This is a genomic window from Bacillus cereus (assembly GCF_002561295.1).
In the GTDB taxonomy this organism is placed as follows: Bacteria; Bacillota; Bacilli; order Bacillales; family Bacillaceae_G; genus Bacillus_A; species Bacillus_A cereus_S.
In genome coordinates this window covers 32,954-47,065 of record NZ_NTUG01000005.1, presented here as the reverse complement: position 1 = coordinate 47,065, position 14,112 = coordinate 32,954, and the positions used below count along the sequence as shown (strand labels likewise).

The following is a 14,112-nucleotide window of genomic DNA, read 5'->3' as shown; positions in this document are numbered from 1 at the left end:
ATTTAACTATTTTATTATTAGCAAATGGTTAGATACGGGGGTGATTTGTTTATAAATATGATAGAATTAGCGGTCTGAAAAAAGTTTCTCCGTAGAAGAAAGAGAAGAGAGGATACATATGACAAAGTTTGCATTAGTGACTGGAGGAAGCGGAGGAATCGGCTCTGCAATTTCAAAACAGTTAGTTGAAGATGGTTATACCGTGTATGTTCACTACAATGAGAGTGAAGAAAAAATAAAAGAGTTAAAGAATAGGATTGGTTCAATTATTCCAGTTCAAGCTAATTTAGCGATGGCAGGTGGCGCGCAAAAACTGTGGGAGCAAATTCATCATCCTATTGATGTTATTGTGTATGCAGCTGGAAAGAGTATATTTGGATTGGTAACAGATGTGACAAATGAGCAATTAAATGAGATGGTAGAATTGCAAGTGAAGAGTGTTTATAACCTTCTTTCGCTTGCGCTGCCATCGATGATTCACCTGCGAAGTGGAAATGTCGTTATTATTTCATCTATATGGGGACAAGTTGGAGCGTCTTGTGAGGTACTGTATTCTATGGTAAAAGGTGCACAAAATTCATATGTAAAGGCACTTGCCAAAGAGGTTGCACTAAGTGGTATACGTGTAAATGCAGTGGCACCAGGAGCGATAGAGACGGAAATGTTAAGCGTGTTTTCAGAAGAAGATAAACAGGGAATTGCAGAGGAAATTCCAATTGGAAGGATTGGATTGCCAGAAGAAGTTGCAAAAACTGTATCTTTCCTCGTATCACCATCCGCTTCATATATAACAGGGCAGATTATTGGGGTGAATGGTGGCTGGCATTGTTAACAGCGAGTGAAACTTTAAGCAGTAAGGAATTTATCCCACATTGATGATTCGTTTTCGTAAATTGGCTTTTATTAAAAAATTTTCTGTACCAGATTCCTTAATTTTTGTTGCATTTTGAGGCAGGTGGCTCTTACTTGTTAGTAAGGGATAAAAATGGGTACATAAAAAATGAGAAAGTGTACAAATTAAGCATGATTCGATTACTTAATAGTGAGGTGCTTAATTATGTCAGTGCTAGATAATTTTGATCAGTGGAAAAGCTTCTTAGGAGAGCGTTTAGACCAGGCAGAAGGAAAAGGACTTAATGGTGGTGCAGTTTCAGACATGGCATTTCGTGTAGGGGACTATTTGGCGAATGAAGTAGAGGCTCGAAATGATCAAGAAAAATTATTAGCGGAGCTTTGGAAAGTTGCTGATGAACAAGAACAACATACAATCGCTAATTTAATGGTAAAGTTTGTACAACATAAGTAAAAAAGAGAGGAGAAATCCTCTCTTTTTTTTAGGTATTGAAAATACAATGCTTCAATTATACATTTATCTTCCCTATTAACGTAAAATCATATAATATAGTACGTAGGTGTAAAGTAAGCAAGGGAGTGATCTTGAATGATTGAATGGTATTTTGAGTATGAAATACATAAAAACCGACCTGGCTTGCTTGGTGACGTTTCTTCGTTAATCGGTATGCTTGGCATTAATATTGTCACGATTAATGGTGTAGATAATGCGCGGCGTGGACTGTTGCTTATGTGTGATAATCAAGAGCAAATCTCTAGACTTGAATCAATTTTGAATACGATGGATAATATAACGGTAACGAAATATCGTCCGCCAAAGCTCAGAGATAGGTTGGCAGTTAGACACGGTAGGTACATACAGCGAGATGCAGATGACAAAAAGACATTTCGTTTTGTACGTGATGAGCTCGGGTTACTCGTTGATTTTATGGCAGAACTAATGAAAAAAGAAGGGCATAAACTCATCGGAATAAGAGGGATGCCTCGCGTTGGAAAAACAGAATCTATTGTTGCTTCAAGCGTTTGTGCGAATAAGCGTTGGCTTTTTGTGTCGTCTACTCTTATTAAACAAACGGTACGAAGCCAATTGATTGAAGATGAGTATAGTGACGATAATATCTTTATATTAGATGGCATTGTTTCAACAAAGCGTGCGAATGAAAGGCATTGGCAGCTCGTTCGTGAAATTATGAGATTACCTGCAACTAAAGTTGTCGAGCATCCAGATGTATTTGTGAGTCAATCAGAATATACACTTGATGATTTTGATTATATTATTGAATTGCGTAACGATTATGATGAAGAAATTCAATATAATTTAGTAGATGAAATTGAGCAAGGAGCGCAAAATAATTTCTCTATGTTTGACTTTTAATGAAATATTGAGGTGTTAGCAGTGACGGAATTAGGACAAAAGCTGAAAGAAGCAAGGGAAGCGAAAGGCTTGTCTATTGATCAGCTACATGAGGTTACGAAAATTCAAAAACGTTATTTAGTAACAATTGAAGAGGGCGACTATAGTATATTGCCCGGTGCATTTTATGTACGTGCGTTTATTAAACAATATGCGGAAGCGGTTGGTCTGAACGGAGAAGAGTTGCTTGTAGAGTATCAAAGTGTAATACCACAATCGGAATCTCATGATGTACCACAAGTATCCAAAAGTCAAAAGACACAAGAAACGATGCAAAAAGCGGCTTCGCTTCCAATAGCAGATCATATGCCTAAAATATTGATTGTACTATTGGTAATTGCATTTGGAGTAGCTGTGTGGTTTGTTTTCCAATGGTTAACTGGAAAAGATGAAGGACAAGAAAAACAAACGAAAAGCGAACAGATAGAAGTACAAAAAGCGAAAGATTCGCCGCTAGATGCAAAGAAAGATGAAGTAAAAGCAGAAGAACCGAAGAAAGAGGAACCACCAGTACAACAACCACCGGCTGGACAAGAAGAATTGAAATTAGTTGGGACGAGTGGGAAAGTATCTACATATGAAGTTCATAATAATAAAGAATTACAGCTGGAAATTATAGCGAAAGGCACGAGTTATGTAGATATTAAAAATGAGGGTGGTAAGGGAATTTATAATGGTACGCTAGAAGCGGGTCAAACAGTACCACAAAACTTAACGGCTGAAAAAGAAGTACGACTTAATATTGGAAATACACCTAATATTGAAATCAAAGTAAATGGTAAAGTTGTTGATTATGGTATAAGTACTGAAGAGGCGATGCACCAAAGATTAGTGATTAAAAATTTAGGTGGAGGGCAACCCGCACAATAAAAGTCATCGCTTCGATGACTTTTTTCCGATGAACAAATGTTTTTTACATGATGGAGGAATAGCTGTGAATTTACCAAATAAAATTACAATATCTCGAATCTGCTTAATTCCAATTTTTTTAGTAATTATGTTAGCTCCTTTTAACTGGGGAACATATACAGTTGGAAATGTAGATTTACCAATTCAACATTTAGTAGGGGCAATCATTTTTATCGTTGCTTCAGCTACAGACTGGATTGATGGACATTATGCAAGAAAATATAATCTTGTAACAAATTTAGGGAAGTTTCTTGATCCGTTAGCTGATAAGTTACTTGTTTCAGCGGCGCTCATTACGCTAGTAGAAATGCAATATGTTCCATCTTGGATTGTTATCGTAATCATTAGCCGTGAGTTTGCTGTAACAGGATTACGTCTTATATTGGCTGGAACTGGTGAGGTTGTTGCAGCTAATATGCTAGGAAAAATTAAAACATGGACACAAATTATTGCAATTTCAGCATATCTATTACATGATGTGCCATTAAATTTAATTCATATTCCGGTTGCGGATATTTTCATATGGATTGCACTTATCTTTACGGTTATTTCTGGATGGGACTATTTCTGGAAAAATAGAGCTGCTTTTGTAAATTCAAAATAACAGCTTATGGGGGAATCGGAATGAATGCCGAAATTATTGCGGTTGGCACAGAATTGTTACTCGGACAAATTACAAATACAAATGCGAAATTTTTATCTGAAAAGTTAGCTTCCATCGGAATCGATGTGTATTATCATACTGTCGTGGGTGATAACAATCACCGTTTACAAGAGGCGATTCAAATTGCTGAGAAACGTGCAGACATTCTCATTTTTACTGGTGGATTAGGACCGACAAAAGATGATTTAACGAAAGAAACGATTGCCTCAACTTTACAAGAAGAACTTGTTTACGATGAAGTGGCATTGACGTCAATTGGCGAGTATTTTAAACGCACAGGACGTGAATTCACAGAAAATAATAAGAAACAAGCGCTTGTTTTAAAAGGATCAACTGTATTTGCAAATGATCACGGGATGGCGCCAGGAATGGGATTGGCTAAGAACGAGAAGGTATATATTTTATTACCAGGTCCACCAAAAGAGATGAAACCGATGTATACAAGTTACGTAGAGCCGTTTTTGCGTAATTTTACAACGGAAGAGCGTATATATTCTCGTGTTCTTCGCTTTTTCGGCATTGGAGAATCCCAATTAGAAGTGAAAGTTCAAGACTTAATTGACGGACAGACAAATCCAACAATTGCTCCGCTAGCTTCAGATGGAGAGGTAACGCTTCGTTTGACCGCAAAACATCACGATGTAAAGCGGGCAGAAGTGCTCATTCAACATGTAGAAGATTTGATTTTAGAGCGAGTAGGGGAATTCTTCTATGGGTATAATCAAGATTTTCTTCATAATAAAGCGATTGATTTATTAAAGAAAAAAGGTTTAACTTTAGCTTGTGCAGAAAGTTTAACAGGCGGTCTGTTTGGAAATCAAGTAACAGAAAATACCGGCGTGTCTTCTGTGTTTAAGGGCGGTGTGGTTTGCTATCATAACGATGTGAAGCAACATATATTACATGTACCTGAAGAGACATTACAAACAGTTGGTGCAGTTAGTGAACAGTGTGCGCGTTACCTTGCTGAAAATGTTAAAACACTTTTAAATGCAGATATCGGTATTAGTTTCACTGGAGTAGCAGGACCGGATGCTTCAGAAAATAAAAAACCAGGAACTGTATTTGTTGGGTTAGCAATAAAGGATGAGCCGGCAGTGGTATTTCCTCTTATTTTGAGTGGAAGTCGTCAGCAAATTAGAGAACGCTCTGCAAAATATGGATTTTATCATTTATATAAAAAACTAGAAGAGATGTGAGTTTCTTCTAGTTTTTTTGTGATGAAAAATGAAATGTTTTCCATGGAAAACAAAAAAATCGAATAAATGTTCGATTTTTGTTGGCAAATTGATATGGAAATAGGTATAATAAGATTAGCAATTCAGTTAAGGAGGAATTTTGAATGAGTGATCGTCAAGCGGCATTAGATATGGCGTTAAAACAAATAGAAAAGCAATTCGGTAAAGGTTCAATTATGAAATTGGGGGAGCAAGCGGAGCGTAAAATTTCAACGATTCCAAGTGGTTCGTTAGCACTTGATGTAGCCCTTGGAGTTGGTGGTTATCCAAGAGGTCGTGTTATTGAAATTTACGGACCTGAAAGTTCAGGTAAAACAACGGTTTCCTTACATGCGATTGCAGAAGTGCAACGTCAAGGTGGACAAGCGGCATTTATTGATGCGGAGCATGCGATGGATCCTGTATATGCACAAAAGTTAGGTGTTAATATTGATGAGTTACTATTATCACAGCCTGATACAGGAGAACAAGGTTTAGAAATCGCAGAAGCATTAGTACGAAGCGGTGCGATTGATATCATTGTAATTGACTCTGTAGCAGCTCTTGTACCAAAAGCAGAAATCGAAGGGGAAATGGGTGACTCTCACGTCGGTTTACAAGCGCGTTTAATGTCACAAGCACTTCGTAAGCTTTCTGGTGCGATTAACAAATCAAAAACAATTGCAATTTTCATTAACCAAATTCGTGAAAAAGTTGGGGTTATGTTCGGAAATCAACTACAAGTTGCTTAATCGTAAAAGATTAAGGAGTTTACTATGGGTTTCCCTTGCTAGTGATAGCATGTTAAAAAACCTTGTGAACCTTATTGCCTAAGGGTGTAGCTATGTAAGTAGCTGCTAACGGTGAAGCCCTCCATACCATTAGGGTAATACCGTGCCAAGCTTCATGTTTATATGAGGAAGGTGTAGAGACTACCGAAAAGGACTTTTTAGTTAACTGAGTAGGGTACGGCAGAAGATAGGCTCCTGCTGGAAGTGCAAGGCTCTCTATGAGGAGATGAAGAGATAGTCCATACTATAGAAATGGAAAATCTATAGATTACGCCAGAAACAACTCCAGGTGGTCGTGCGTTAAAATTCTATTCAACAGTTCGTCTTGAAGTGCGTCGTGCTGAACAATTAAAGCAGGGTAACGACATTGTTGGTAACAAAACAAAAGTAAAAGTAGTAAAAAATAAAGTAGCACCTCCTTTCCGTGTTGCTGAAGTGGATATTATGTACGGAGAAGGAATTTCAAGAGAAGGCGAGATTTTAGATATGGCTTCTGAACTTGATATCGTTCAAAAAAGTGGTGCTTGGTATTCTTATAATGAAGAACGTTTAGGACAAGGGCGCGAAAATGCGAAGCAGTTCCTAAAAGAAAATCAAGATATAAGGGAAGAAATTGCCTTCTTTATCCGTGAGCATCATGGGATTGGAGAAGATTCTGCATCTGAGGGTACAGAAGAAGGGAATCTTCTTGACTAATAAAAGACACGATTTCGTGTCTTTTATTTTTTATCCCAAAATAATATGTAGTGAGGGTTTCTCATTACAGTATTCTCGCTTGTGAAAATTGATTTGGTAAGGGCTGGCATCATTGGTGAATATAAACTTTCTTCGTTAAAAGAAGATTTTTATGACAAAGGTAAAGAAAGTAAAAGTAGACAACGCTTGACAATGAAAAATGCGATAGATACAATGAGAATGTATATTTTTTCTTATATACGATACACTCTTCTCTAGAAGAGAAGTAACATTCGGAGTAGGTTCTATACCTTTTCGAAATAATAATATGACATTTTAATTGTGAAATGAAGAAAATCCCTTAAAAAAGCGGGGCGACGGTCTTTGCTGTACGTTGAAAATCAATGTACATGCCGACAGTCTTTTTTCATTCATAGCAAGGGGAGGTGAAATCATGAGTAGTACAGTTTGGGTACTCATCTCCATTTTGCTTGCAACAGTCGGTGCAGTTGTTGGCTTTTTTGTTCGAAAGTCTATTGCAGAAGCGAAGATTAATGGTGCAGCAAACGAAGCGAGACGTATTTTAGAAGATGCGAATCGTGAAGCAGAGGCACTTAAGAAAGAAGCGCTTTTAGAAGCAAAGGATGAAATTCATACACTTCGTACAGAAGCTGAATTAGAAATTCGTGACCGTAGAAGCGAATTACAAAAACAAGAAAATCGTTTAATGCAAAAAGAAGAGAACCTTGATCGTAAAGACGAAACGCTCGATAAACGCGAGCAAATGTTAGAAAAGAAAGAGGAATCTCTTGTAGCGAGACAACAACAGATTGAAGAGTTGGAAAGCAAAGTGGGAGAGTTAGTTCAAAAGCAACAAACGGAATTAGAGCGCATTTCCAATCTGACACGCGAACAAGCGAAAGCAATCATTTTAGGTAAAGTGGAAAGTGAAATTTCTCATGAAATTGCCGTTATGGTAAAAGAAAGTGAAGTTCGTGCGAAAGAAGAGGCGGATAAGAAAGCAAAAGAAATTTTATCTCTTGCAATGCAAAGATGTGCGGCTGATCATGTTGCTGAAACAACCGTTTCGGTTGTAAATCTTCCAAATGACGAAATGAAAGGACGTATCATCGGACGAGAAGGACGTAATATTCGTACGTTAGAAACGTTAACGGGTATTGATCTTATTATTGATGATACGCCAGAAGCGGTAATCCTATCAGGATTTGATCCAATTCGTCGTGAAACTGCTCGTATCGCTCTTGATAAGCTTGTACAGGATGGACGTATTCACCCAGCGCGTATTGAGGAAATGGTTGAAAAGTCAAGACGTGAAGTGGATGAGTATATTCGTGAAGTAGGAGAACAAACGACATTTGAAGTAGGTGTACATGGCTTACATCCAGATTTAATCAAGATTTTAGGTCGTTTGAAATTCCGTACAAGTTATGGCCAAAACGTGTTAAAACACTCTATGGAAGTAGCATATTTAGCAGGACTTATGGCAGCGGAGCTTGGCGAGGACGAGAAATTAGCGAGACGTGCAGGTCTATTGCATGATATCGGAAAAGCGATTGATCATGAAGTAGAAGGCAGTCACGTTGAGATTGGTGTTGAACTCGCAACGAAATATAAAGAGCATCCAGTTGTTATTAACAGTATCGCATCTCACCATGGTGATACAGAACCAACTTCCATCATTGCGGTTTTAGTTGCAGCAGCAGATGCGTTATCAGCTGCAAGACCAGGAGCTCGTAGCGAGACACTGGAAAACTATATTCGCCGTCTTGAAAAGCTAGAAGAGATTTCAGAATCCTATGAAGGAGTAGAGAAATCCTTTGCAATTCAAGCAGGGAGAGAAGTTCGCATCTTGGTAAAACCAGATACAATCGATGATTTAGAAGCTCATCGTTTAGCGCGTGACATTCGAAAACGTATTGAAAATGAACTGGATTATCCAGGACATATTAAAGTTACAGTTATTCGTGAAACACGTGCAGTGGAATACGCAAAATAAAGTGGTGAAATACCACTTTATTTTTTTGTGTTGGAATGGGGTAATATAAAATAAAGCGTTTGTAAATCACCTTTATTCGATTTCAATTTTAATTGGCTAGAATAGAAGGGAAATTTAAATGAGCAGTTTGTTTTTCTTATAAGTAAACAACTTGTAAGGTAGTAATAAAATAAGTATATAAATCCATTTTGATTTTTCGACGTATGAGCCACGGCTATGGATAACAAAAGGTAATCTGTACTCGTTTTTCTTTTTGTTTTCACTTGGCATATGGGACAGGAAAAGGATCTGACTGCTTCTATGCATGGCAGGATGCGCTCTCCCATCTAAAAAGAAGGGTTTTATGTTGTTTTTTAATTTGTATTTATATTGTACATAGGAAGGGTAATAGATATGAGAATATTATTTGTAGGGGATGTAGTAGGATCTCCTGGTAGAGGTATGATTCAGCAATACGTACCAGCATTAAAGAAAAAATATACACCTACAGTAACAATTATTAATGGAGAAAATGCTGCAGGTGGTCGCGGTATTACAGAGAAAATTTATCGGAACTTTTTAGAGTGCGGTGCACAGGCAGTTACACTAGGGAACCATGCTTGGGATAACCGTGAAGTATTTGAATTTATCGATGATGCAAAATATCTTGCAAGACCAGCTAACTTCCCAGAGGGAACACCAGGAAAAGGACTTGTTTTTGTAAATTGTAACGGTACAGAAGTAGCTGTCATTAACTTACAAGGACGTACGTTCCTGCCGCCAATTGATTGTCCATTCCGAAAAGTGGATGAATTAATTAACATTGCAAAAAAACGTACAAATATTATCTTTGTTGATTTTCATGCTGAGACGACGAGTGAAAAACAAGCGCTTGGTTGGTACGTAGATGGACGTGCTACAGCAGTTGTAGGGACACATACACATGTTCCCACGGCAGATAATCGTATTTTACCAAGCGGAACAGCTTACATTACAGATGTTGGAATGACAGGTCCATATGATGGGATTTTAGGTATGGATCGCGAAGCTGTACTGAAAAAGTTTTTAACAAATTTACCTGTACGTTTTGAAGTAACGAATGGAAGAACACAGTTAAGTGCAGTATTAATTGATGTGGATCCAAATACAGGGAAAGCGAAAAAGATTGAGCGTATTTTAATTAATGATGATCAGCCATTTTTTGAATAAAACCACTTAAATTTTAGAAAAAACAATATATTTTAATTTTTTAGAAAAATTGCAGAAATTTAGCAGGAATACATGTCTTTCCTCGTGAATATAAGTTAAAGTGAAATAATCGCTAATACTTTTATAAGAAACGAGGAGGAAACGAGGAATGGAAATATTAAAAGTTAAAGCAACTTCGGTCCCTAACTCTGTAGCCGGTGCACTTGCTGGAGTTATTCGCGAACGCGGAACAGCAGAAATCCAAGCTATTGGCGCAGGTGCATTAAATCAAGCCGTGAAGGCAGTAGCAATTGCAAGAGGGTTTGTAGCGCCTAGTGGTTTGGATTTGATTTGTATACCAGCTTTTACAGACATTATGATTGATGGTGAAGAACGTACAGCAATAAAATTAATTGTAGAACCTCGTTAAGTTTGAACAGCCTGTTTGCTTCTATGCGAACAGGTTGTTTTTATGAGGTAGGAGGGAATGGAAATGAAAGTGTTTGATGCGCACTGTGATGTGCTATGGCAACTATGGAATGCAAAAGGGAAGAAGAATTTTCAAAATGATCCGTCTTTACATATTACATTTGAACAATTGAAAAAAAGGACGGGTAGTATACAGTGCTTTGCGATATATGTACCCGAAACAATACCATATGAACAGCGTTTTGAAGTTGCGTTAAATATGGTAGATATATTTTATAAGCAGGTTTTATCTTTACCAGGTATGAAATTGATTCGGACAAAAAAAGATATAGAGCAGTTAGAATCAAATGAAGTAGGGGCCATTTTAACATTAGAAGGTGGCGAAGCGATTGGAAAAGATATGGTGAAATTACGCACACTCTATCGTTTAGGAGTTCGATCTATGGGACTCACGTGGAATCATGCGAATTTATTAGCTGATGGAGCGTTGGAAACGAGAGGAGCGGGGCTTACTACGTTTGGTAAGGAGGTTGTAGAAGAATTGAATTCCTTCCGTTTATGGACGGATGTGTCGCATTTAAATGAAAGAGGATTTTGGGATGTGATGGAAAGTGCGCAATATCCAATTGCATCACATTCAAATTGTTATGAGCTTTGTCAGCATCCACGTAATTTAAAAGATGAACAAGTACAAGCATTGATTGAAAAAGATGGTGTAATTGGTGTAACCTTCGTACCAGCATTTTTAGCTAATCATGGACCTGTTTATATGGATGATATATTACGGCATGTAGAGCATATTTGCTCGCTTGGAGGGGAACGGAATATAGGGTTTGGTTCGGACTTTGATGGTATCACAGAAACGGTAATCGGTGTGGAAGCATATCGACATTATGAATATGTAATCAATGAATTGAGTAAACGGTACAGTGAAGAACATGTTCAAAGTTTTTTATATAATAATTTCATTAATCATATTGCTTTCTAGTTGTTGATTTTATATTGTATTTTTAATGTAAGTATTAAAATTTAGAAAAATTAAAAAATTCAAATAAAAACCTAGGCCAAATTATTGCATTTTTTTCATTGTAAGGCTAGAATTGTAGACGAATTAAGATTACACAAAACATTCAGGGAAATCTGAAGAGGTATAATTTGCGTCCATTGTAGTTTCTTTGTATAAAAAGTGCTACACTATTACTGTAAAAAAATACACTACAATGAATGCAGCCAAAAGGGGTGTAGGAGATGATTAGTCAACTTTCATGGAAAGTTGGAGGACAACAAGGTGAAGGAATTGAAAGTACAGGAGAAATCTTCTGTATTGCATTAAACCGCTTAGGTTATTACCTATATGGTTACCGCCACTTTTCATCACGAATTAAGGGTGGTCATACAAATAATAAAATTCGCGTGAGTACAACTGAAGTACGCGCAATATCAGATGACTTAGATATTTTAATTGCTTTTGATCAAGAAACAATTGATTTTAACTTCCATGAACTACGACCAGGTGGAATTGTTGTTGCGGATGCAAAATTTAATCCAACTATACCAGAAAATTCAGATGCAAGTCTATATGCAATACCGTTTACAGATATTGCTTCGGAATTAGGAACATCATTAATGAAAAACATGGTAGCTGTTGGGGCATCTAGTGCAGTATTAGGATTAGATGAAACTGTATACTTAGAAGTTGTTGATGAAATTTTCGGACGCAAAGGAGAGCAAGTTGTTGCAAAGAATATGGAAGCAATTAAACGAGGCTCTCAATATATGAAAGAATTGCTTGGTGAGAAAGTAAACATGATGCAGCTTGAAAAAGCTGATGGTCAAAAACGTATGTTTATGATTGGTAACGATGCAATTGCATTTGGAGCAGTAGCTGGTGGAGCACGCTTTATGTCAGCATATCCAATTACACCTGCATCTGAAATCATGGAATATTTAATTAAAAAACTTCCAAAAGTAGGCGGAACAGTCATCCAAACAGAGGATGAAATTGCTGCTTGTACAATGGCGATTGGTGCAAACTATGCGGGTGTACGTACCCTTACTGCGTCAGCAGGACCAGGTTTATCTTTAATGATGGAAGCAATCGGCTTAGCTGGTATTACAGAAACACCTCTTGTTATCATAGATACACAACGTGGTGGTCCAAGTACTGGTTTACCAACAAAGCAAGAACAATCAGATTTAATGGCAATGATTTACGGTACGCATGGTGAAATCCCAAAAATCGTAATGGCGCCAAGTACTGTTGAAGAAGCGTTTTATGACATTGTTGAAGCATTTAACTTAGCAGAGGAATATCAAGTTCCTGTCATTTTCTTAACGGACTTACAGCTTTCTTTAGGGAAACAAACAGTAGAACCATTGAAGTTAGATAGAGTAGAAATTCGCCGCGGTAAGCTTGATTTACAAGCAGAGTTACCAGAGCGTGAAAATAAAGCTTACTTTAAACGTTATGAAGTAACAGAAGATGGTATTTCACCACGCGTTTTACCTGGTATGAAAAATGGTGTTCATCATGTTACAGGTGTAGAACATGATGAAACTGGTAAACCATCTGAATCAGCGTTAAATCGTAAAGCGCAAATGGACAAACGTTTCCGTAAAATGGAGAATTTGAAGTTTAATACCCCTGTATACAAAAATGCTAAGTATGATGATGCGGATGTATTGTTAGTTGGTTTTAACTCAACTCGCGGTGCGATCGAGGAAGCGATGGAGCGTCTAGAGCAAGAAGGATTGAAAGTAAATCATGCTCATATTCGTTTAATTCACCCATTCCCAACAACTGAAATCGATCCACTTGTGAAAAGTGCGAAGCGTGTTGTTGTAGTAGAAAACAATGCGACTGGTCAACTAGCTAATATTATGAAAATGAATCTTGGCAATGGTGAGAAAATTTCTAGTCTGTTAAAATACGACGGGAATCCATTCTTACCAAAAGAGATTTACAACGAATGCAAAAAAGGGGTTGTATTAAATGGCAACATTTAAGGACTTTCGTAACAGCGTAAAACCAAACTGGTGTCCAGGTTGCGGTGACTTCTCCGTGCAAGCAGCTATTCAACGTGCAGCTGCGAACGTTGGTTTAAATCCGGATGAGTTAGCTGTTATTTCAGGTATTGGCTGTTCAGGTCGTATTTCAGGTTATATTAATTCATATGGCGTTCATAGTATTCATGGACGTGCACTTCCAATTGCACAAGGTGTAAAAATGGCAAACCGTGATTTAACAGTTATCGCATCTGGTGGTGACGGAGATGGTTTTGCAATCGGTATGGGACATACGATTCATTCCATTCGTCGTAACATTGACATTACGTACATCGTTATGGACAATCAAATTTACGGTTTAACAAAAGGTCAAACTTCACCACGTAGTGAAGCTGGGTTTAAAACGAAAAGTACACCACAAGGTTCAATTGAGCCGGCATTATCTGTGATGGAAATGGCATTAACAGCTGGTGCGACATTTGTTGCCCAAAGTTTTTCTAGTGATTTAAAAGAATTAACACAGCTGATTGAAGCTGGTATTCAGCATAAAGGATTTTCTTTAATTAACGTATTTAGCCCATGTGTCACTTATAATAAAGTAAATACGTATGATTGGTTTAAAGAGAATTTAACAAAACTAAGCACAGTAGAAGGATACGATCCATCTAATCGCATGGTTGCTATGCAAACGTTGATGGAAAACAAAGGTTTAGTAACGGGCTTAATTTATCAAAATACTAAGCAACCTTCTTACCAAGAGCTTGTAAAGGGATATAGCGAAAAACCTTTAGTGCAAGCTGATTTACAAATGGATCAAAAAATGTTCGATGAACTCGTTGCTGAATTTATGTGATCGTAATAAAAAGCTGCTTAACAGCAGCTTTTTTGTTTACCTACAAAATTCAGAATGTTAAAATAATAAGTGTATCGTCTTGTTAGAAAAATAGGTTTGTGCGCTGAAGTACGTGGGT

General features: G+C 37.4%; 12 protein-coding genes and 2 pseudogenes. All 14 read left to right on the top strand.

Annotated features, from left to right (window positions below; genetic code table 11):
• Positions 1–118: 118 nt before the first annotated feature.
• The 14 genes and pseudogenes from ymfI to CN373_RS03640 all read left to right on the top strand — a co-directional run bounded on the left by ymfI (position 119) and on the right by CN373_RS03640 (position 13,994).
• Positions 119–832: an elongation factor P 5-aminopentanone reductase gene (gene ymfI / locus CN373_RS03705; RefSeq protein ID WP_000159923.1), complete on the top strand. Its 714-nt coding sequence runs from the start codon at positions 119–121 to the stop codon at positions 830–832.
• Positions 833–1,057: 225 nt separating this feature from the next.
• Complete coding sequence (locus CN373_RS03700) at positions 1,058–1,306, top strand: DUF3243 domain-containing protein (protein ID WP_000114445.1); 249 nt, start codon at positions 1,058–1,060, stop codon at positions 1,304–1,306.
• Between the two features lie 135 nt (positions 1,307–1,441).
• Positions 1,442–2,227 (top strand): DUF3388 domain-containing protein, encoded by a 786-nt coding sequence (locus CN373_RS03695; protein ID WP_000574108.1) that lies wholly within the window; start codon positions 1,442–1,444, stop codon positions 2,225–2,227.
• A 21-nt stretch (positions 2,228–2,248) separates the two neighbouring features.
• Positions 2,249–3,136 (top strand): helix-turn-helix domain-containing protein, encoded by an 888-nt coding sequence (locus CN373_RS03690; RefSeq protein ID WP_098358854.1) that lies wholly within the window; start codon positions 2,249–2,251, stop codon positions 3,134–3,136.
• A 64-nt stretch (positions 3,137–3,200) separates the two neighbouring features.
• Positions 3,201–3,779, top strand: coding sequence for a CDP-diacylglycerol--glycerol-3-phosphate 3-phosphatidyltransferase (gene pgsA, locus CN373_RS03685; RefSeq protein ID WP_001052962.1), 579 nt, complete (start codon positions 3,201–3,203; stop codon positions 3,777–3,779).
• A gap of 20 nt (positions 3,780–3,799) precedes the next feature.
• A complete protein-coding gene (locus CN373_RS03680; RefSeq protein WP_000990735.1) occupies positions 3,800–5,038 on the top strand; it encodes a competence/damage-inducible protein A in 1,239 nt (412 codons plus the stop codon).
• A gap of 143 nt (positions 5,039–5,181) precedes the next feature.
• Positions 5,182–5,790 (top strand): annotated as a pseudogene (recA, locus tag CN373_RS03675) (recombinase RecA); the annotation flags it as partial.
• Positions 5,791–6,120: 330 nt separating this feature from the next.
• Positions 6,121–6,543 (top strand): annotated as a pseudogene (locus CN373_RS03670) (recombinase RecA); the annotation flags it as partial.
• A 433-nt stretch (positions 6,544–6,976) separates the two neighbouring features.
• A complete protein-coding gene (gene rny / locus CN373_RS03665; RefSeq protein WP_000099780.1) occupies positions 6,977–8,539 on the top strand; it encodes a ribonuclease Y in 1,563 nt (520 codons plus the stop codon).
• A 393-nt stretch (positions 8,540–8,932) separates the two neighbouring features.
• The gene (locus CN373_RS03660; RefSeq protein ID WP_098358853.1) at positions 8,933–9,727 is read left to right on the top strand and encodes a TIGR00282 family metallophosphoesterase; all 795 of its coding nucleotides are present in this window, start codon (positions 8,933–8,935) and stop codon (positions 9,725–9,727) included.
• A 148-nt stretch (positions 9,728–9,875) separates the two neighbouring features.
• Positions 9,876–10,136: a stage V sporulation protein SpoVS gene (spoVS, locus tag CN373_RS03655; RefSeq protein ID WP_000404341.1), complete on the top strand. Its 261-nt coding sequence runs from the start codon at positions 9,876–9,878 to the stop codon at positions 10,134–10,136.
• A 63-nt stretch (positions 10,137–10,199) separates the two neighbouring features.
• Entirely contained in the window at positions 10,200–11,123 is a 924-nt protein-coding gene (locus CN373_RS03650) for a dipeptidase (protein WP_098358852.1), read from the top strand.
• Between the two features lie 260 nt (positions 11,124–11,383).
• On the top strand, positions 11,384–13,141 hold the full coding sequence (locus CN373_RS03645) for a 2-oxoacid:acceptor oxidoreductase subunit alpha (RefSeq protein ID WP_098358851.1): 1,758 nt from the start codon (positions 11,384–11,386) through the stop codon (positions 13,139–13,141).
• Positions 13,128–13,994 (top strand): 2-oxoacid:ferredoxin oxidoreductase subunit beta, encoded by an 867-nt coding sequence (locus CN373_RS03640; protein WP_000190151.1) that lies wholly within the window; start codon positions 13,128–13,130, stop codon positions 13,992–13,994. The genes CN373_RS03645 and CN373_RS03640 overlap by 14 nt, the downstream gene beginning before the upstream one ends.
• Positions 13,995–14,112: the final 118 nt, after the last annotated feature.